Annotated in this window: 13 protein-coding genes; 10 read left to right on the top strand and 3 right to left on the bottom strand. The window is 68.3% G+C overall.

Features of this window, described 5'->3' with window-relative positions; genetic code table 11:
- Nucleotides 1-590: hypothetical protein (locus VMJ70_13715; GenBank protein ID HTO92181.1), on the bottom strand; the 590-nt coding region annotated here is incomplete at its 3' end.
- Nucleotides 591-684: 94 nt separating this feature from the next.
- Between VMJ70_13715 and VMJ70_13720 the strand changes: the two genes are divergently transcribed.
- From VMJ70_13720 to VMJ70_13745, 6 genes are all read left to right on the top strand, one after another.
- Nucleotides 685-1,128: a metalloregulator ArsR/SmtB family transcription factor gene (locus tag VMJ70_13720; protein HTO92182.1), complete on the top strand. Its 444-nt coding sequence runs from the start codon at nt 685-687 to the stop codon at nt 1,126-1,128.
- 19 nt (nt 1,129-1,147) lie between these two features.
- A complete protein-coding gene (locus tag VMJ70_13725) occupies nt 1,148-2,104 on the top strand; it encodes a Ppx/GppA phosphatase family protein (GenBank protein HTO92183.1) in 957 nt (318 codons plus the stop codon).
- A 764-nt stretch (nt 2,105-2,868) separates the two neighbouring features.
- Entirely contained in the window at nt 2,869-5,865 is a 2,997-nt protein-coding gene (locus VMJ70_13730; GenBank protein ID HTO92184.1) for a sigma 54-interacting transcriptional regulator, read from the top strand.
- Between the two features lie 936 nt (nt 5,866-6,801).
- Nucleotides 6,802-7,626 carry a fibronectin type III domain-containing protein gene (locus VMJ70_13735; protein ID HTO92185.1) on the top strand — a complete coding sequence of 275 codons (825 nt, stop codon included), beginning with the start codon at nt 6,802-6,804 and terminating at the stop codon, nt 7,624-7,626.
- 170 nt (nt 7,627-7,796) lie between these two features.
- Nucleotides 7,797-9,176, top strand: coding sequence for a DUF4384 domain-containing protein (locus tag VMJ70_13740; protein ID HTO92186.1), 1,380 nt, complete (start codon nt 7,797-7,799; stop codon nt 9,174-9,176).
- Between the two features lie 101 nt (nt 9,177-9,277).
- Nucleotides 9,278-10,285 carry a PorV/PorQ family protein gene (locus tag VMJ70_13745; protein ID HTO92187.1) on the top strand — a complete coding sequence of 336 codons (1,008 nt, stop codon included), beginning with the start codon at nt 9,278-9,280 and terminating at the stop codon, nt 10,283-10,285.
- A gap of 167 nt (nt 10,286-10,452) precedes the next feature.
- On the opposite strand, the gene VMJ70_13750 is transcribed toward VMJ70_13745, so the two are convergent.
- On the bottom strand, nt 10,453-11,184 hold the full coding sequence (locus VMJ70_13750) for a UDP-2,3-diacylglucosamine diphosphatase (protein ID HTO92188.1): 732 nt from the start codon (nt 11,182-11,184) through the stop codon (nt 10,453-10,455).
- 238 nt (nt 11,185-11,422) lie between these two features.
- Here VMJ70_13750 and VMJ70_13755 point away from each other — a divergent pair, with 238 nt between their 5' ends.
- Nucleotides 11,423-12,943, top strand: coding sequence for a Do family serine endopeptidase (locus VMJ70_13755; GenBank protein HTO92189.1), 1,521 nt, complete (start codon nt 11,423-11,425; stop codon nt 12,941-12,943).
- Nucleotides 12,944-13,093: 150 nt separating this feature from the next.
- Nucleotides 13,094-14,296: an N-acetylmuramoyl-L-alanine amidase gene (locus tag VMJ70_13760; GenBank protein HTO92190.1), complete on the top strand. Its 1,203-nt coding sequence runs from the start codon at nt 13,094-13,096 to the stop codon at nt 14,294-14,296.
- A 33-nt stretch (nt 14,297-14,329) separates the two neighbouring features.
- Here VMJ70_13760 and VMJ70_13765 read toward each other — a convergent pair whose 3' ends face one another.
- On the bottom strand, nt 14,330-17,845 hold the full coding sequence (locus tag VMJ70_13765) for a 5'-nucleotidase C-terminal domain-containing protein (GenBank protein ID HTO92191.1): 3,516 nt from the start codon (nt 17,843-17,845) through the stop codon (nt 14,330-14,332).
- Nucleotides 17,846-17,957: 112 nt separating this feature from the next.
- On the opposite strand from VMJ70_13765, the gene VMJ70_13770 reads away from it, so the two are divergent.
- Both VMJ70_13770 and lpdA read left to right on the top strand, forming a co-directional pair.
- Nucleotides 17,958-18,692 (top strand): tetratricopeptide repeat protein, encoded by a 735-nt coding sequence (locus tag VMJ70_13770; protein ID HTO92192.1) that lies wholly within the window; start codon nt 17,958-17,960, stop codon nt 18,690-18,692.
- A 128-nt stretch (nt 18,693-18,820) separates the two neighbouring features.
- Nucleotides 18,821-20,245, top strand: coding sequence for a dihydrolipoyl dehydrogenase (lpdA, locus tag VMJ70_13775; GenBank protein HTO92193.1), 1,425 nt, complete (start codon nt 18,821-18,823; stop codon nt 20,243-20,245).
- Nucleotides 20,246-20,253: the final 8 nt, after the last annotated feature.

Here is a 20,253-nt window from a genome sequence, read left to right on the forward strand (position 1 = left end):
CCGAGATTCATGCCGAGCGGATCGTGGAGGATGCGGATCGCCTCCATCACCGGCGCGTAGTTGGCGAGCGGCTCGCCCATCCCCATGAAGACCAGGTTGAACCGGTCGTCCTCCCAGCCGTGGAAATCCCCCATCACCAGCACCTGGGCGACGATCTCCTCGGCCGCCAGATTGCGCCGGAGCCCCATCAGCCCGGTGGCGCAGAAGGAGCACTTGAGGGCGCAGCCCACCTGGCTCGAAAGACAGAGGGTGAGCCGGCGCGCGGTGCGCATCGAGACGCACTCCACGCGCTCTCCGTCCGCCAGCTCGAGCACGAACTTGTGGGTGGCGCGGTCGGGCGAAGCGTGCAGCTCGGCGGGTGCCGGCAGGTCGAGGCGGACGATCCGATCGAGATCCCGGCGCAGCCCGGCGGGAAGATCGGTCATCCGACCGGGGTTCAGTTCCCGGCGTTGATAGACCCAGCTGAAGAGCTGCTTCGAGCGATAGGCCTCGATCCCGGAGTCGGCGAGCAGACCGGCGAGCCGGTCCCGGCCGAGGCCGAAGAAGCTCGGCGGCAGGAGTGGGTCGGTTGAAATAGGAAGGGCCGGCACGAGCGCTCCGGATGGAATCAACGGCTTGCTCCGCGACGCTAACAGAGGAAAAGAGTTGCGGTCAACGACCGCTGATGTTATGCATGGCGATGCAATGTCGGTTTCGACCCCTCCCGCTCAGCGTTTTCTCGCTTGCCTGAGTGATCCCTCGAGATTTCGAATGGTGATGAGGCTCGCCCGCGGCGAGCGCTGCGTGACAGAGCTGGCCGCCGAGGTCGGGCTCTCGCAGTCCTGTACGACCCGGCACCTCCAGGCCCTCCAGAAGGAGGGAATCGTCCGTGGGGTGCGGAGCGGAAAGCGCGTGATGTTCGCGCTCAGCCCCTCTCACGGGGGTATTCACCCGGTCCTCCGCTGGGCGCTCTCGACCGAGAGCCGGACGACGGAACCGCTCGCCGATGCCGCGGAGACACCGACCGCATCCACGCCCGCCGAGCACGAGGCGGGATGGATCTCGGATCAACCTGCCGAGCCGCCCGCACGCGTCGGGCTCGAGGCCGAACCCACGTCCAACCGCGAGCTCGAGGATTTCCTGCTCTGACCCACGCACCGGCCTTGTGATGCGCGTCGCCGCGATCGACCTGGGCACGAATTCGATTCGACTGCTGGTCGCCGACGTCGAGGGCAACCCTGCGGAGCTGGCGACGCTCCATACCGTGGCGCGGGCGGGAGAACCTTGCCGGCTCGGGCGTGGGCTCGGCCAGAGCGGCCGGATTTCCGATGAGATGGCCGAGCGCGCCGCCCATCTGGCGCTCGAGTTCGCCCGCCGTGCGCGCGGGCTCGGCGCGCGGCACATCCTGCTCGGGGCCACCGCGGCGCTGAGGTCGGCCGAGAACGGGCCGGAGGTGGCGAAGCGGATCGAAGAGAAGAGCGGCCTCTCGCCGCGCATCCTCACGGGCGACCAGGAAGCGCGCCTCGTGTACCGCTCGGTGGTGCTCGGCCTCGGCGCTCGCGCGCAGCGTGCCGCATGCGTCGTGTTCGACCTCGGCGGCGGAAGCACCGAGGTCATCAGCGGGGTCGGCACAGAATCCGGGCGCTGGGCGAGCCTGCCGTTCGGCGCCGTCAACCTGACCGAGTCCTTCTTGCGCAACGACCCGCCTCAACCCGGCGAGATCGAATCCCTTCGCGGGCACGTCCGGGCGACCCTGGAATCCCGCTGCGCGAGCATGCCGCGATCGACCCCGCTACTGGCGGGGGTGGGGGGGACGGTGACGCTGATCGGGATGCTGGATCGGCGCCTCGAGGCCTACGATCCCGGTGCTCTCGAGGGATGGGTGGTCGAACGCAAGCGTCTGCATGAGATCGTGCTGCGCCTCTGCGGGATGTCGCACGCGCAGCGGATGGGCCTGCCCGCCATGGGAGAGGGACGTGCGGACATCGTCATCGCCGGGGCATTGGCCGTGGACGAGCTGGCGGACCGCTTCCCCAGCCCGGCGCTGGTCTGCTCGACCCAGGGTCTGCGCTATGGCCTCGCTCGGCTCGCTGCGGAAGAAGTTGCCGCCGATCCGAAGCGCTGAAGCACCTGGACCGAATCGCCGGAGCCGGGAGGCACGTCCAAAGGGGTGCTGTCGTTACAGGTTGGTGAAATCGTCATTGACGCCCGTCCAAGCGGGCGGGATACTCCTTGTGGCTCGAAGGTTTGGAAGGTCCCCGGTTTCCGAAGCGAAGGTTGTGATCGCTCTCCTCCAAGCGGGTCGCAGCCGTTTGTCCGTTTTATCAACGCCAGTGGGGGAGCAGGAAGAGTATGCAGAAATATCGCAGCAGGCTCCTGATCGCGCTGGCCTTACTCGGCGTTCTCGCGCTCGGGGTATCGGGTGCCCGCGCCAACCCCATCTCGCCGCAGCGGGCGAGTGAGGATGGACCGGGCCTCACCTGGTACTCGTCGAGTTCGGATCCAAGCAACGCCGGGGAACCGGATTCGCCTGGCAGTTCGCTCCCGCAGCACTCTGGATCGGCCGGCTCTTCTTCTTCGATGAGCGTGGCCAGCCGGGGCGCTGTTGGCTCGGGGCCGGCGGCGATGACGATTTCGCAAGTGATCCGGATGGCCCGTGTGTTCTTGATGGCGCGGTATCTGGGGATCGCCCCGTAGCACCTGTTGTCTGGGGTCAGGGCGGAACCAGAGTCTAACGCTAGCGGCTCTTCGGACCGAACCACCGAGGAGTCGGATCGATACTGCTTCACCTGAGGGTTCGAGAACGTGCAAAGAGCGATCCCCCCCGATCTGTCTCGTGCCAGTTCTTCCGCGCAAGACGCGGCGCGGCACCACGAGGCAATCGGCGACTTGCATCTGGCTGCGGACAATTTCTCGGGAGCCATCGAGGAGTTCACCGCGGCCCTCCGTGAAGTCGGTGTCGACTCTCCCGCAGAGCGCACTCGCCTGCTGCTCCGGCTTTCCGAAGCCCTCGCGCGACGGGGAGATCACGAGCCCTCGCTGAGACCGCTTCGCGAGGCCCGTGGCGTCTCCCGGGTTCTGAGCGATCCGCGCATCACCGCGCGCATCGCCGCCCGCATGTCGTTCGCGTTGAGCGAGCTCGGGCAGTACCGCCGCAGCTATCGCTACGCCTTGCATGCCTACTCGGTGCTCCGCGACACCGATGATCACCGCACGGTCGGCGCCGTGGGCGTCACGCTCGGTCTGTGCTGCGCGCGCCTGGGCCGCCCGATGGAGGCGATCGAGTGGCTGCAGAACGCCGCTGCCACCTTCCGGCGCATCGGCGACAACGACGGCCTGGTGAACGCGCTCAACAACCTCGGGCTCGTCTACAAGAACCTTCGCGAATGGCGGGAAGCCACCCGCTTCCTCGAGCAGGCCCTCGAGCTGGACAACCGCGCCGGGCTCTATTCGCGCATGCGGAGCCACAACCAGAACCTTGGCCTGATCCGCTACCGCCTCGGGCAGTGGGATCTCGCCGAAGAGAACTTCCGCCAGTCCCTCAAGATCTCGCTCGAGACCGGCCACGTGCAGGGAGAATCGATGGCGGTGCTGGCACTGGGCCTGCTCGCCCGGCGCCGCCGGCAGTTCGAGCGGGCCGAGGAGCAGTTCCGCCGCGGTCTCGAGCTGGCGCAGCAGGTCGGCGCGCAGCGCGAGCTGCTGCTGGCGCGCGAATTCCTCGGCGAGCTCCAGCTTGATCGCGGCAATCCCGCCCAGGCGCTGGCGCTGCTGGAGCCGGCGCTCGAAGAGGCGTTGCACATCGCTCCGCACGGCGATCTGTCGGCCGAGCTCGAGATCCGGGTGGGCATGGCGTTGCTCGACCTCGAGCGTCTCGACGAAGCCAAGACGCACCTGCTGCGCGGCGTGGCGCTGTCCGATTCGATCGGCGATCGGATCGAGCAGTCGATCGCCGAGCGCGCGCTCGGCCGCCTCGAGGCGGCGAGCGGAAACCTGGCCGGCATGGAAGTGCGGCTGAGCGCCGCCGCCCAGTGCTTCGAGGAGCTCGGCGAGGTGTTCGAGCTGGCACTCACGCTGCTGACGCGCGGCGACGCGCTGTTCCTGCTGCCTTCCAGCGTCCGGCTCCGCGCGCCGCTCGAGCCGGTGGCCGACGCGGCGCGGCGTGCCGCCGCCATGTTCCGCTCGCTGGGTGTGCTGCCGCTCGCCGCCGAAGCCATGCTGACGCTGGCCCGTCTCGAGGCCGAGCGCGAGCACTACGACCAGGCGCTTTCTCTGCTCGAGCAGGCCGAGCACTGGCTGGCCGAGTCGGGCGACGCCGCGGCCGGAGATCGTGCCGTCACGCTGCGGCGCGAGCTCGAGCGCCAGTACGTGGCCGTCTCGCTTTCGACCTGCAACGAATTCCGGGCGCTCGAGGAGGCCAATCGGCTGTTTCGCGAGACCTCGGACATGGACGGACTGCTCGCCCAGACCGTGAAGTTGGCGGTCGAGCACGCCGGTGGCGATCGTGGCTTCGTCGCGTTCAGCAACGGGGGCGGGCGGCTCGATGTGGTGGCTCAGCACGGGCTGGGCAGAGATCGCGCGCGCCGGATCCTGCGCGTCCTGGAAGACGTTTCGGGCGGCAGGCTGGGAGAGAGCGGCCCGCTGTTCTCGAGCCGGGTGGTGGCGGATCCGCGGTTCGCCGCCGCCATGACCGATTCGCTCGACGGCGTGGGTTCACTAGTGTGCGTACCGCTCAACTTCCCCTCGCAGTCGGTGGGCCTCGTCTATCTCGACCGCCTGAACGACAGCCTGCTCGGCGCCTTTCGCCAGCGCGAGCTGAATCTGCTCGCGGTGCTGGCCAACAGCGCGGCGGTGGCGATCGTCGAGGCGCAGCGCTCGCTGCTGCTCGCCGAGAATCGTCAGCTCCGCGATCGGCTGAAGCCCACGCCCGGGATGGAGCGCGTGGTCTCGCAGTCGGCCGAAATGGCGGGCATCCTCAACCTGCTCACCAAGGTGGGCGACAGCAACGCCACCATCCTGTTGATGGGCGAAACCGGCACCGGCAAGGGACTGCTCGCGCAGGTAGTGCACGAGATGTCGTCGCGGCGCGATCGTCCGTTCGTGCAGGTGAATTGCGCCGCCTTGCCCGAGCAGCTGCTCGAGAGCGAACTGTTCGGCTACGTGCAGGGTGCGTTCACCGGCGCGACGCGCGACAAGACCGGCCTGTTCGAAGAGGCCGAGGGCGGCACCATCTTCCTCGACGAGATCGAGAAGATTCCCGAGTCGGTGCAGGCGAAGTTGCTCCACGTGCTCGATCGCAGCGAGATCCGACCGGTCGGCGCCACGCGCAGCCGGAAGGTGGACGCTCGCGTGATCTGCGCCACCGGTTGCGACCTGCGCGAGCGCATCAAGGCCGGGCGCTTCCTCGAGGACCTCTACTACCGCCTCAACGACATCACCGTGCGCGTGCCGGCGCTGCGCGAGCGGCGCGAGGACATTCCGGTGCTCGTGCAGCACTTCCTCGCCCAGTTCGCGCGCCAGATGGAGAAGAAGGTGGCCGGGCTCGACCCCCGCGTCCTGCAGGTGTTCCTGGAGTACGGCTGGCGGGGAAACGTCCGCGAGCTGGAGAAGACCCTCAAGCGCATGATCGTGCTGGCCGAGGAGGGTGACACGCTGGGGCTCGACCTGCTGCCGCCCGAAATGCGCGAAGCTCCGGCCGGTGAGCCCGAAAAGGCGAACGGTCATTCGCTCCGAAGCAACATCTCGCTGCTCGAGCGCAAGATGATCGCCGAAGCCCTGGAACGCAATCGCTGGAACAAGGCGCGCGCCGCGCGTGACCTGGGGCTCAGCTATCCGACTCTGCTCACCAAGATCCGCTCGCTCCAGATCGAGAGGCGGCGCCGGATCTGAACATCGCTTGACAAGCGGGTATCAAAAGATTTCATAGCCGGGGCCCGTGAAAAACCGCGACTTAGCGCGGATTTCGCGGGCCTCGATTCTTTTTTTCGGATTCGGGAAACACCACCACGCTCGGGTGCCGCGACCGAGACAGGTGCCACATGCTCACAACCTCTTGTCCCGCAGGTCGATGACCGAAACTTTGCGAAGGCCTCACGCCGTGGCACAAGTGCTGCTCTAACGCGCTGGCGGAGGGGGGGGACCTCCAAAAAGCCCGGCAACGCATCGCCGGACGACGATCTGGGCTAGCCGGTGCGGTGGGGATCGGTCGAGGGTACGAGCCCCGTCACACGACAACGCACCGCCCTCACGGCCGGCTAGCTTGGAGAGTTCAAGAGCCAGAAATCAGAGCCTTACCTGGAGCTGGACTGGTTTGACGGCGTAGCGGCACGGAACGACGGCGTTGCCTCGGCAGTACCGCCACGCGAACGCGGCTCTGGGATATCGGGACACCGGTCAATACGCGAATTCGGCCAACATTGGGGGATGTCCTGGCTGAAGACGCCTGATGTTAGACCGGTGTCCTGATTTCTTTTGGCCGTGCGGCGAAGTTTGTTGATGGCTGCCCAATCGGCCCAATTGCCCTACCACGGCCACGGCATTTCAACGACCTGGGCGAGTGGGCCTGAGCTTCAACAGTCTTCGCCGCACAACCTCTTCCTTGACTGCGCGGGCCCGAGGGCGCCACCGCCACACCGGTGCGCACGCGCTACGCCCGCCGTACGGATACGTTCACTCGAGCGGGCGTCCAGACCCCGAAAACCATCGAATATCCCAACAATCTCCACGTTTCTCCCACGCTTCACGCTCATCCTATCCATGGCATGAGCGTTGCCCCTGATCGTTCTCAGCCGTGAGCCGTGCGAGTTCGATCGAGTGGAGGCGGGTATGAAACGTGTGACGATGATGATCGCGACCCTGCTGCTGATTGCGGGATGCAATGACGACGAAACCGTGGTCGCGCCGCCTCGCGACATGACGCCCCCGGCCGCGCCGCGGGGGCTCGCCAGCGTCACCGGTGACCAGGCCGCCTACCTGAGCTGGCTCGCCAATACCGAGCCCGACGTCGCCGGCTACCGGATCTACGAGAGCAGCTGTTCGAGCGGGCCGAGCTGTCCTTACGATCTGGTCGGCGTCACCGCCGGCACCAGTTTCGTGGTGGGCGGGCTCACTAACGGCGTCACGCGCTACTTCGCGATCCTGGCCTATGACCACGCCGGAAACGAGAGCCCGCTTTCGTACGAGGACGTCTACGACACGCCGCGGCCGGAAGGGTTCGGGCGAGGCCTCACCGACGACGTGGATGGCCCCGCGACCGCCGGCTACGACTTCTCCAGCTACTCGGTGCGGCCCTGGAACGACCTGCAGACCGACCTCTACTTCCACTCGGCGGGCGGCGTGCTCGAGATGGTCGCCCCGTTCGTCGACACCGATGTCCAGGACGCCGGCTACGCCGGCACGCTCGACGCCGTGGACTTCGCGCCCAGCGCCGGCTGGTCCGCTACCGGCATGGTCGAGCTGATCCCCGGCCACTGCTACGTGGTGCGGATCTCGAACGGCGGCAATTTCAACTACGCCAAGTTCCGAGTGACCTCGGTCAGCCCGGCGCTGGTGGTATTCGACTGGGCGTATCAGATCGACCCCAACAACCGCGAGCTGATGATGTCGCCGACGCGGGGCGAAGGAGGGCGCCAGCGCCGGGTCGCCAGCTAGGAGGGGGCGGGCGAATGCGCCACTCGCAAAATGCGGGACAAGTCGGGGTCAATCAGCTTTGCCGGGGCGGGAATTCGGAGCAGAATCATCTGGCTCTCCGAGTTTCGCCGGCCTCGACGCAGCGCGGTTCACGAGGCCAGGCCGCCCGTGCCGCGGGAAGGAGCGGGATCATGACATCGTTGCGTTGGTTGAGGACGCTGGTCCTTCTGGCGCTGGCGTGCGCACCCGGTGTGGCGTCGGCGAGCGGACTCGCCGTCGAGCTGTGGACCGATCGCGGCAACGACGGCGTGTATCAGCCCGGCGATGTCATCAGCATCAAGTCGCGTCTCTCGGAGGACGCGTTCCTCCTCGTTTACGAGATCGACTCCGAGGGCGGCGTCCACCTGCTGTTCCCGCCGCCGGGACGCGAGGGACCGGTGCAGGGCGGACGGACCATCGAGCTGCCCGACGATGACCGCAATCAGCTGGTGGTGGACGATCAGACCGGGCAGGGCTTCGTGGTGGCGATCGCCTCGCGCGCGCCCTTCGACAGCCTGCCGTGGTACCTGCGCCCGGAGAACCCGCAGGCCGAGGGGATCGGCTACGTCGGCCAGCCGGATCAGGAGGAAGGCGTCACCGCGGACGGCAAGATCGTGGGCGACCCGTTCGTCGCCATGGAGAGGATCCGCCGTCGCGTCGTGGCGAGCGCCGACGATCCCGAAAGCTTCGCGACCACCTACGTGAGCTACTACGTTCACGAGCAGGTCCGCTATCCGCGCTACCTCTGCTACGACTGCCACCGCCCCGGGCAGTACGCGTGGTGGGATGGATTCGATCCCTACTACACGACCTGCACCGCATTCGATTTCCACGTCAACTGGTCGTGGTACTGGGGACCGCGCTACTGGTTCGGATCGGTTCCTTACTTCGTGTACGTGTATCGAGACGGCTGCCCGCCCGCTTATCGCCGCCCGTATGGGCCGGGCGCCACCTGGTATTCGTCCTGGGACGGATGGCATCGCTGGCGTGATCTGTGGGGCGCTGATGGGCTGCAGCGGTACAAGTCGGCGCCGCCTCCGAACTACATCCCGCCGAGCGTCTATCGCGAGGCGAGCCGGAACGGGCAGCCGCTGCGCGATCTTCCGCCGGGCATGCTGGCCGGCGGGGTGACCAAGCCCGGCAGTCTGCGCGAATTCGTGCCGGTCGGACGCAGCGCGCGGGACGGCGGCGCGATTTCGCCGCGCGCCGGCGACGTCAGCCGGCAGCTGCGGGGCGCCCCATCCGTCTACGAGCGGCGCCAGTTCCGGCAGTGGGAGGGCGGCGGCCGGATGAACGGGACCGGAACGCCGCGCTACCTGCGCGGCGAAGGCGGATTCCAGCGGGTGCCGATCGGCTCGCCGCGCCTTGAGCGCGCGGGCGGCGGCTTCCCGCGCGGGCCGGGCACCTCCGCGCCGCGGGTCGAACGCGCCCCCAGCCAGAGTTCGGGCGGCGTTCGCCGCGAGGCGGCGCGCGAAGGCGGCGTGGCGCGGACCAGCGGGGAGGGTGGCGGAGGGGCACGGCAGCGCCGCTAGCGCTTGAGGTGCGAGAGGATTCCAGCCGATACTGGAGACGGGACCCTTCCGGGTCCCGTTTCTCATTACCTGGAACCAGATCAGCCGACCGCCGGTAGGGCATGAAGCGTCCCCGCCGCATTCGCCTTCCTCGAGCCATGAACCTGCCCAAACCCACCAGCACGTTGAAACGCTCCCCGGTCAGGCCCGGCCGGGCGCCCGCCCGGCTCGCCGCCCTGGGGTTGCTCGCGGGCCTTGTGGCCGCCGGCCCGGCGCGGGCGACCCCTGCGGGCTTCGCGTTCCTCGAAATCCCGGCGGGAGCGCGCGCCTCGTCGATGGCGGGCGCCTACTCGTCGATCGCCCAGGGGGCCGAAGCCGCGTTCTGGAATCCGGCCGGCCTCGCGGAAGTTCGCGGCGTTCAGGTGAGCGCCAACCACGCCGAGATGTTCGCCGACCTCCGCTACGACGCCATGTCGGTCGGGACCGGCCTGTGGGGGGGTGGCCTCGGCATGTCGGTGCGGGCGTACTACAGCGACGCGATCGACCAGCGCGACGACCTCGGCAACCTCACCGGCAGCTTCGGCTCGCACGATCTCGAGTTCAAGCTCAGCTACGGGCATCGCCTCGCGAGCGGCTTCTCGCTGGGTGGCTCGACGCAGCTGGTGCGCGAGCGGATCGCCGACGAGTCCGCGCAGACCTGGGCGTTCGACGCGGGCGCGAGTTGGGATCCCCCGATCCTCGACGGCTCACGACTGAGCCTGAGCCTCCACAATCTGGGCCGCGCGGGCCATTTCACGATCGATGGAGTGCCCGGGGGAGACGTTCCGCTGCCGAAAGCGGTGCAGACCGGGCTCTCGATGGCGCATCTGTTCGGCCACGGGCTCACGCTGCGAGGCTCGCTCGAGGGTCGATTCGCCGAAGGCGCCTCGGGTATCGGCATGCTGGGCACCGAAATCACCGCGCTCGGTGGCGGCGCACTGCGCGCCGGATGGCGGATCAACGACGCTTCCAGCAATTTCACACTCGGCGCGGGCTACGCGACTCAGAGCGTGCACTTCGACTACGCCTTCGTCCCCTGGCAGTTCGACCTCGGGGACTCCCACCGCTTCTCGGTGGACCTTCAGTTCTAACCACTTCCGAACCTTTCCCGCCGCTCCGCCGCCCAACTCCGCCTCCCGCTTTCACGTCGAATCTCGCGCCATGCGGCCACGAGGCCGTGTCGCACGGTGAGCCCACCACGGCTGGCGCGCGAGCCGATTTCGAGGGCGGAGGGGCAAAGCCCGCCGGAGAGTCGCGCTCAGCGCGCCGGCCAGGTCTCGAGGGTGAGCTGGCCGTTTCTCAGGCGGGCGTAGGTGAACTGATCGATCCAGTCGCCGAGCACCAGCAGCTGGCGGCCCGGTTCTCTACGCTCGAAGGCCCGGTGAAAGTGGCCGATGATCACTCCGTCGTAGCCTTCCGCGAAGCGCGGCAGAGCGACCTCCGTCCACAGGCGCTCGATGGGAAAGCGGTTCGGATCGCGGGCGTCGCGCGAGCGGCCCGAAATCCAGTGGGCGAGAGGGATACCGAGGTCGGGATGCACCAGCTGATAGAGGCGGATGCTGAGCGGATGACGCAGCACTCGGCGCAGCACCCGATAGCCGAGATCGCCGCCGATCAGGCCGTCACCATGATGGATCCACAGTTTGCGACCCTGGGTTTCGAGCGCGATCGGCCCGCTGCGAGTGACGGCGCCGATCTCCTCCGACAGGAACGGCCCCAACCAGAAATCGTGGTTGCCGTTGAGATAGGTGATCTCCACACCCGCGTCGCGCAGACGCCGGAGCGCGGCGAGCGTGGCGAAGTGCTGGCGCGGAATGGCGGTTCGGTACTCGAACCAGAAATCGAAGAGATCCCCGACGATGACCAGTAAACGCGCGTGGCCGGGAAGCGACTCCAGGAATCGGTGGAGGTGCGCGATGCGAGCGGACTCGCGCGCTCCGGACTCCACGCCGAGATGGGCGTCGGCCAGGAACACCACCTCGTCGGACATGGCGGCGCAGTCTAGTGTGCGGCGCGCATCGCATCCACCCGCTGCCGGTGGTGCCGCGCCGGTTGGCGCGCCGAGCCGCGCCGGGCCACAATTGACCCGGCTGTGACAGGGCAGCGGAAACAGCCGGTAACCTCATTCCCGTATTTCACCATCACAACCCACGAACGCCAGCGCGCCGCTTGCATTCCCGATACCCCCGGACGCACGGCGCCGACTCGAGAACTCGGAGGAGCACCCGATGAAGACCCCCAGTTGGCCGATTCACCCGCGCAGTTACGTGGTTGTCGCGGCCCTGCTCGTACTGGTCGGCGTTGCAGCCGGCCTCGGCCTGAGCGCCGGGCTCGATCTCTCCCACGGCACCGCGGCGAATCATGGTTCGGTGTTCGCGGTTCCGGCCAGCGCGGCCGCCCCATCGGCGTCGGCCGCGCTGCCCGAGAGCCCGTTCGTCGGTGTAGTCGACAAGGCGCTGCCGGCGGTGGTGTTCATCGACGTCCGCAAGAAGGTCGGCGGTGGTGACTCCGACGATCCGCAGGAGCAGCTGTTCCGCCGTTTCTTCGGCGAGGATTCGCCACGGAAGCCGACCTACCGTCCGTCGTCGGGATCGGGATTCATCATCGATTCGCAGGGGCGGATCCTGACCAACAATCATGTGGTGCGTGACGCTGATCAGATCACGGTGACGCTCAACGACAAGCGCCAGTTCAAGGCCAGGGTGCTGGGCGCCGATCCCGAGACCGACGTCGCGGTGATCAAGATCGACGCCGACAATCTGCCGGTGCTGCCGCTCGGCGACTCCGACAATCTGCGGGTCGGCGACTGGGCGATCGCGATCGGGAATCCGCTCGGCGAGCTGAAGGGCTCGGTGACGGTCGGCATCATCAGTGCCGAGGGTCGCTCCAATCTGAACATCTTCGGCGGGACGCCGGCCTTCCAGGACTTCATCCAGACCGACGCCTCGATCAACTTCGGGAACTCGGGCGGACCGCTCTGCAACATCCGCGGCGAAGCGATCGGCATCAACACCGCGATCAATCCGAGCGGCCAGGGCATCGGTTTCGCGATCCCGATCAACCTCGCCAGGCACGTCGCCGAGCAGCTGGTGGCCAAGGGCAGCGTGTCGCGCGCCTGGCTCGGTGTTCAGCTCGCCGAACTGACGCCCGAGCTGGCGGAGGGCTTCGGCATCAAGGGTGATCAGGGCGTCGTGATCCAGGACGTGGTGCCCGGCCAGCCGGCCGAACGCGCCGGTCTCAAGCGCAACGACGTCATCGTCGAGTTTCAGGGCCAGCCGGTGACGGATCTGCAGAAGTTCCGCCTGAAGGTCGCGGACACCGCGGTCGGCTCGAAGGTCAATCTGGTGGTGCTGCGCGACGGCAAGAAGGTTCCGGTCAGCGTGACGCTGTCGCAGCGCGATCAGAACGTGCTGGCCTCGAACCAGGGGAGCCCGGACGACAAGAACGCGCCGGAATCTCCGGCGAGCGCGGCGGGGCTCAAGGTGCGCGACATGTCGCGCTCCGAGCTGAGCGCCGCCAAGCTCGACGCCGGGGTGATCATCACCGACGTCGAGGACTCGAGCCCCGCCGACGAGGCCGGCCTGCAGCCCGGCGACGTGATCGAGGAAGTCGGCGGCAAGAGCGTGGCCTCGTCCGAGGACTTCTCGAAGGCCATCGCTTCCGCCAAGAAGTCGGGCAAGCGTCATGCCGTGCTGCTGGTGCGCCGCGGCGACAGCTCTCAGTTCGTGCCGCTGCAGATTCAGGAGTAATCTGGCGGGGCTCGTGCACGGACGCGGGGGGCAGGATGCCCCTCGCGTCCTTTCCGACGCGCCCGCGCCACGCGCGCGCGTTCCGCGCCACGGAGGGCTCCCGTCTTGCGGATGAAGTTTGCTCGCGCCGGTCGGCTGGTGAGGCCGGCCGTGCTCATCCTGATGTTGGCGCTGCCCGCGGCGCTTGCCGCGAAGCCGCGGAGCGCGTCGCCTCCACCCGCGCCGTCGGTCCGGCTGCTCGCGGTCCGCTCGTGGGCGGCGCCCGCCAATACCCGCGTGGTGTTCGACTTCTCGGCGCCGGTGTCGGGCGTGATGCCCGACTCGGGCGACGCGCGTGAGCTGGTGATCAGCATCCCGGGAGAGGCGATCAGCCGCGCCGACTCGGTGCCTTCGGTGATGCGCATCGGGGACGGCGTCGTGGACTCGGTCGAGATCGCCACCGGCGCGACCGGTGCGCGCTTCCACGTCGTGCTCCACGACAGCACGCACTTCCGGGTGTTCTCGCTGCCCCCCGAGGAGGACAAGGCGTTCCGCATCGTGGTGGACGCCGACAAGCGCGGCGGTGAGGCGGCCGAAGATCAGCGGCTCGCGGTGATCGCCGCCACCAAGAAGAAGGAACGCATTCGCATCGTGATGGTGGACCCCGGTCACGGCGGCGAGGACACGGGCGCGCTCGGGCCCAACGGGATCCGCGAAAAGGACGTGACGCTGGCGGTGGCCAGGTCGCTGGTGGACGAGATCAACGGGATGGCCGGAATGCGCGCGCTGCTCACGCGCAACGGCGACTGGTTCATTCCGCTGAAGGACCGCTACCGGATCGCGGAAAAGGCCAAGGCCGACGTGTTCATCAGCATCCACGCGAACTCGTCCAAGCGTCGCGGCTCGGGCAGCGGCACCGAGGTCTATTTCCTGTCGGTGCGCGGCGCCAGTGATCAGGCCGACGCGGACCTGGCCAACCTCGAAAACGCGGCCGACCTGGTCGGTGGGGTGCCGCAGCACGCCGAGGACGACCTCGTCAACATTCTCTACGACGTCAAGCGGAGCTCGGCGATGCAGAAGAGCCAGTTGCTCGCGGAATCGCTGCTCGACCACATCTCCAGCGACCGGCTCGAGGCGCGCGGGGTGAAGCAGGCCGGATTCGTGGTGCTGAAGTCGGTGGAATTTCCGTCGGTGCTGGTCGAAGTCGCATTCATCAACAACCCGCGGGAGGCCCGGCTGCTCCGGGATCCGGGATTCCAGAAATCGATGGGCCGCGAGCTGGCGAGCGGCGTGCGCGACTACTTCCAGCGCGCCGGGATCGGCCTCGCGAACCCTTCGGGCGCGGCGGGCGGTTCGACCGGAAACGGCCAGTAGCCGAGGCGCTCGACCGCTCCGGCGGACTGCGAGTCAGCGCGACGAGGACGGCGCGTCGGTCGGAGACAACGAGCTGCGCTGAACGCGCCCGTCCGCGCGGTAGTCGAGCAACCCGCCGTTCCCCCCGGCCATCGCCACCACGTAGTCGCGCAGCGCGTCGCGCACGTTCTGCCCGGTGTCCTGACGATTGCGGCCCTTGGTGAGCGTGTCGTTGTTGTCGCCGCCGCCCGCCATGAAGTTGTTGACCACCACGTGGTAGTGATAGGTGGGATCGATCGGCTGGCCGTCCGCCTGCGAGAGCATCAGCAGGCGCGAGCCCCTGGGCCGGCTGAGGTCGTACGAGTACTTGATCCCACTCACCTGGGTGATACGACCGGAGGCCAGCCCCTCCTCGAGCACGCTGCGGATTTCGGTGCCGGTCAGCTCCAGCGAGAAGATCGTGTTGTCGAACGGCATCACCTCGTAGATCGCGCCTTCGGTCACGATCCCTTCGGGGAGATCGGCGCGCAGTCCGCCACTGTTCTGCATCGCGACGTCGGCCCTGGTCGCTTCGCGCATCGCGTCGGCCACCAGGCTGCCGACCGCGGACTCGCCGCTTCGCTCGCGCCCGAGCCAGCGCGCGTTGCGGCAGAGCACGCGGCCGGCGATCGGCCCAATCGCCTCGTTCCAGCGGCTCACTCGCGCCGCCATGGCGCTGTCGGGCGGATAGGTTTCGGCCAGCGTCGGCTGGAGTCGCGCCCGGCGCTCCACGACCTTGTGCTGGAGGGCGTCCACCACCAGATCGCACACCCCGATCACCTCGCCGTGCAGCCCGGCGATCATCACCGGAATGCCGCGGACTTCGTCGAGCACCTGGTTGTGGCTGTGGCCGCCGAGCCACAGGTCGACGCCCGGGACCTGGGCGAGCCGGGCGAGATCGCCGCGCGCGTGGCGGGCGGTGTCGGTCTCGGCGGGAATGTGACCCACCTCGATCACCACGTCGCTCTTCTTGCGCAGCGCCGGGACCCGGCGGGCCGCCGTCGCCGAATCGTCGTCGAAGCGCAGATGCGCAACGTACTTCCCGAGCGTCACCGACGGTGTCTTGGGATAGCAGAGACCGAGCACGCTCACGCGCACGCCCCGTCGTAAGAAGGTGGTGTCGGCCCTCGCCCACGAGGGAAGCTTGTTGGTCTTGCGCTCGACCAGGTTGGCGCCAAGCGCCGCGCAGTGGAGCTCGCGGATGCGTCGCGCCAGCGTATCGGCGGTCCAGTCGAATTCGTGATTGCCGATCGCGGCGGCGGCGTAGCCGAGCGCGTTCATCTGCTCGATCACCGGACGCCCGAACTGGAGGTTCGAAATCATCGTGCCCTGATACCAATCGCCGCCGTCCAGCAGCACCGTCCCCTCGGGATTGGTGCGTCTCAGTTCTGCCACCCAGGCCGCCAGCACCGGTGAGCTCCCCACCAGGCGATCGCCGTTCCGCTCGCGAGCGGTCTGGAGAATCGCGCCGTGGAAATCGGTGGTTTCGAGGACTTGCAGGGTGGGATAGCGGAGATTGGCGAGCAGCCCGAGCGCCTGAGACGTTTCGAGCGACGCGGTCGAGCCGTCGGTGAGCGAGGTGCCCGTGGTCAGGCCGCGACGGAACGCGAGATCCGGCGAGCGCGGGCTCAACGCGTAGTGGGCGGAGCGTGCGGCTTTCTCGGCGAGATCGAGCGCGGCGGTCTGCGTGAGCGGCGGCTCCTTCGCCGCACCGCCCTTCGAGCCCGACTTCGATCCGCCGATCGCGGCGCCGAACTTCGGCCCCATGACGCGCGACATCCAGCCCGCGAACGCGGAGCGGCCCATCTGGGCGTTCGGATCGAGCGCGAACGCCTCGTCGGACGTCAACGCCTTCCGCCGCACCAGCAGATCCACCAGCGGGCGCTCGGGGCTCACCGCGAAGGCCGGACGAATCGACCAGCCCGGGGTCAGCGGCTGGTCCGGCACGCCCTGGCGGCGAACGTAGTCGGCGATCAGGTCGCGCACCAGCCGCGGGTCGTGAGCGAGGTGCGGCGCCTCAGGGAAGGCCGGGAAGCCGCCGCCGCCGAGCGCCCGGTAGCTGTTGACCGCGACCTTGAGGAGCTGCGCGGTGTCGAGCGGGGCGCCGCGGAAGCTGAGATTGACGATCCGATCCCCGACCGGTCGCGATGGATCGACCTCGTAGCTCACCCCGCTCGCCATGTCGAAGTTGTAGGCCGGCGCGCCGGGGACGAATCGGGATTGCTGGTGCGTGAAGTCGTAGCTCGAGAGCAGACTCGCCGACTTCTCGAGCACGCGCTTCAGCTCGCCGCCGCTCAGCTGCACCACCAGCAGCGTGTTCTCGTACGGGTAGAGTCGTTCGAGGTCACGCTCCCTCACCGCGCCCGGGCCGAGCGCCGCCGATGGATCGGGGAGCGCCGCCAGCGAGACGTCGGCTCCGGTCGCGTCGAGCTGGGCGCGCTGGATGAGATCCCACGGGGCGCTCTCGGCCAGCCGCCCGGCGGGCGCTCGCAGCTCGGCGTCGGCGTTGCCGACCGTCGCCGACAGCTTCTCGCGCGCGATTTCGTGATAGCGGGCGGCCAGCGCGGCTACCGTGCTGTCGTCGGGAACCGAATCGTTCACCGCGATCAGTCGCGAGGTGACCTCGGTCACCACCCAGGGCGAACGCTCGTTGATCCGGGTCAGTCGGAGGTCGATGCGTCCGAGGGATTCGCCACCGTGGCCGGCCTGGGTCAGCAGGACCCCGCTCACGCGAGCCGAGGGAACCGCGACGTGAGTGTGGCCGAGCACGATGGCATCCACCCGTCGCACCTGCTCGGCCAGACGGAAGCCCCAGTTCTCGCCCGGCGTGTCGGCGGGGCGATCGGCGCGGGTCACCGGATCGCGTTCGAGGCCGGTGTGGGCGAGCAGGATGACCACGTCGCAATTCTCGATGTCCCGCAGCCGCTCCACCTGGCGTCGCGCCGACTCGATCGGCTCGAGGAAGCGCAACCCCTCCCAGCGGCTCGAGTCGGTGAAGCTCGGCACCGCCGGCGTGCACAATCCGACCACGCCGATCTTCAATCCGCCGACGGTGCGGACCATCGATCCATCGAACGCCTCGGCGCCGTTGTCCTTCACCACATTCGCAGCCAGCCAGGGAAAGCGGGCGGTCCGCCGGGCGCGGCGCAGGTGGTCCACTCCGAAGTCGAATTCGTGATTACCGACCGCCATCGCGTCGTAGCCGATGGCGTTCATCAGCGTCATCATCGGATCGGGCAGGGAATCCGCGCCGTTCGCGAACACCGTGGCGGCGCCGCCCTGAATTGCGTCGCCGGCATCGAGCAGCACCGTGGGGCGGCCTTCGGCCCGCACGCGCCGGACCAGGGTCGCGAGCCGCGTCAGGCCGCGCGGCGCGGGGCGATCCGTTCCATAGTCCCAGGCGTCGAGCGCGCCGTGGAGATCGGTGGTGTGGAGCACGACGAGGCGAGCGTCCTCGGCGCGTGCGATCGGAGTCAGGAGAGGCGCTGCCGCGAGCAGCGCCAGCATGGAGAACAGACGACGCGGGCGCATGGAAGGGCATCACGCTAGCATCGGCGACCGAAGCAATCAACGGCGCGCGTTGCTGGCGTGTGAGCACCCTCCTATATTCGCCAGCCCAACCCGTAGGGAGTCACCCACACCCATGACCGAAAGCCTTCGCTGCCCCGATTGCGGGCAGGAGAATCCCCCGGGCAGCGCGACCTGCGTCCACTGCGGCCACCCGCTCCACGAAGCGGTGAAGCCGCCCGAGCGTCCGGTCTACGTCCGGCGCCACATCATCCGCTCGCGGCCGCCGCGCCCGCGCGATGCCCAGCAGTCGCTGCAGCTCTGGCTGGTCTTCGGCACCATCTGCGTGCTGATCGTGCTGTGGGTCGCGATCGACGCCAACCGCAAGCGCGCCGAGCAGCCGGTGGAAGGATCGAACGCGCGCCAGCAGGAGGCGGCGAACGCGCTGTACCAGGCGCTGGCCCGCGACTCCAACAGCGTCGCCACGCACCGGCAGCTCGCGGATCTGCTCTACGACACCGCCAACTGGTCCGAGGCGGTGATCCACTACCGCGCGGCGATCCGGCGCGATTCCTCGCTCTCGACCGCGATGGTGGATCTGGGCGTGTGCTACTACAACCTGAGCCGCCCCGATCTCGCCGAGCAGATGTTCCGACTCGCGCTGCAGCGGGATCCGCACCAGCCGGTGGCGCTGTTCAATCTCGGCATCGTGGCCGAGACGCGCGGCGAAGACGAGCAGGCGCTGCAGTTCTATCATCGCTCGCTGCAGAGCGGCCCGCCCGACAATCTGAAGCAGGCGCTGCAGGACCGGATGGCCGCGCTGATGAAGCGCATGGGCCGCAGCGCTCCGCCGCTCCCGGACGGCCGCTAGAACCGGCTCCGCGCCGAATTGACAGCCCCCCAGTCGGTTCCTAGAGTCGGTGGCTGTTCTCTCGCGCCGTGTGCGCGCCGGACCCGTCCGGCGCCATTGGCCACTCTTCCAGGATGAACGCGGAATCCATGCCCGACTCCCGCCACTATCAGGTGATCATCATCGGCACGGGACCCGGCGGTTACGTCGGCGCCATTCGAGCCGCTCAGCTCGGCCTGAAGACCGCGGTCGTCGAGAAGGATGAGCTGGGGGGCACCTGCCTCAACTGGGGCTGCATTCCCACCAAGGCCTGGGTGGTGAGCGCGCACCTGTTCGAGCAGATCCGGCGCGCCCGCGAGTTCGGCATCGAAGTCGCCGAGCCGAAGATCAACTGGGGCTGGCTGGTCGAGCGGAAGAACAAGGTCGTGAAGCAGATGACCGGCGGCGTGAAGACGCTGCTGTCCGGCCGCCACGTCGAGATCTACAAGGGCACGGCGCGTCTCACCGACGCCAATCACGTTCAGATCGCGCTGAACGACGGCGGCTCCGCGGCCCTGACCGCCGATCATGTCGTGCTCGCCACCGGTGCCGCGGCGACGATGCCGCCGGGCTTCAAGCTCGACGGCGAGCGCGTCATCACCAGCCAGCAGGCGCTCGATCTGTCGAAGCAGCCCCGGCGTCTCGCCATTCTCGGCGGGGGAGTGGTGGGCAGCGAGTTCGCCAGCTTCTTCGCCGCGATCGGCACGCAAGTGACGCTGATCGAGATGCTGCCGCGCCTGGTGCCGGCCGAGGACGACGAGATCGCCCAGGCCCTCGAGCGCGAGATGAAGAAGCAGAAGATCACGCTTCACCTGGGCAGCAAAGTCGAGGGTGTCTCGGTTGGCCCGGATGGCTCGACCATCCTCACCCTCCCGGGCGGCAAAACCGTCGAGGCCGACACCGTGCTGGTGGCGACCGGCCGCCGGCCGTTCGCGGAGGGGCTCGGGCTCGAAGCGCTGGGCGTGGCGCGCGGCGATCGTGGCAAGATCGCCGTGAACGATCGCCTCGAGACCTCGATCAGGGGCCTCTACGCCATCGGCGACGTCACCGACATCAAGCAGCTCGCGCACTTCGCCTCGGCGCAGGGCAAGGCCGCGGTCGAGCTGATCGCCGGACATCCCGCCCAGACCAACTGGCGGGCGGTGCCGGCCGCCACCTTCACCACCCCCGAGATCGCCAGCGTGGGGCTCACCGAGCGCGAGGCGAAGGCCGAGGGCCGGCGTCTCAAGATCGGGCGATTCCCGTTTCGTGCTCACGGTCGCAACATCGCCGACGGCGAGCTCGCCGGATTCGTGAAGCTGGTCGGAGATGCCGATACCGATCAGGTGCTGGGCGCCCACATCATCGGGGCCAAGGCCAGCGAGCTGATCCACGAATGTTCGCTCGCGATCGCGGCCGACCTCAACATGGGCGACCTCGCGCACGCGATCCATGCCCACCCGACGATGAGCGAGGTGATCGGCGAAGCGGCCGAGGACGCCGATGGCCTGGCGATCCACATCATTCGTCAGGAGGCGAAGGCGGCGGTCCGCTAATCCCGGGG

The organism is Candidatus Sulfotelmatobacter sp. (assembly GCA_035498555.1).
Taxonomy (GTDB): Bacteria; Eisenbacteria; RBG-16-71-46; order RBG-16-71-46; family RBG-16-71-46; genus DATKAB01.

Bases quoted from the DNA above. Each gene is read 5' to 3' on its own strand.
- VMJ70_13740 (HTO92186.1), top strand. From the start codon at position 7,797: ATGACATCGTTGCGTTGGTTGAGGACGCTGGTCCTTCTGGCGCTGGCG.
- lpdA (HTO92193.1), top strand. From the start codon at position 18,821: ATGCCCGACTCCCGCCACTATCAGGTGATCATCATCGGCACGGGACCC.
- VMJ70_13765 (HTO92191.1), bottom strand. From the start codon at position 17,845: ATGCGCCCGCGTCGTCTGTTCTCCATGCTGGCGCTGCTCGCGGCAGCG.
- VMJ70_13750 (HTO92188.1), bottom strand. From the start codon at position 11,184: ATGTCCGACGAGGTGGTGTTCCTGGCCGACGCCCATCTCGGCGTGGAG.
- VMJ70_13725 (HTO92183.1), top strand. From the start codon at position 1,148: ATGCGCGTCGCCGCGATCGACCTGGGCACGAATTCGATTCGACTGCTG.
- VMJ70_13755 (HTO92189.1), top strand. From the start codon at position 11,423: ATGAAGACCCCCAGTTGGCCGATTCACCCGCGCAGTTACGTGGTTGTC.
- VMJ70_13770 (HTO92192.1), top strand. From the start codon at position 17,958: ATGACCGAAAGCCTTCGCTGCCCCGATTGCGGGCAGGAGAATCCCCCG.
- VMJ70_13720 (HTO92182.1), top strand. From the start codon at position 685: ATGTCGGTTTCGACCCCTCCCGCTCAGCGTTTTCTCGCTTGCCTGAGT.
- VMJ70_13735 (HTO92185.1), top strand. From the start codon at position 6,802: ATGAAACGTGTGACGATGATGATCGCGACCCTGCTGCTGATTGCGGGA.
- VMJ70_13745 (HTO92187.1), top strand. From the start codon at position 9,278: ATGAAGCGTCCCCGCCGCATTCGCCTTCCTCGAGCCATGAACCTGCCC.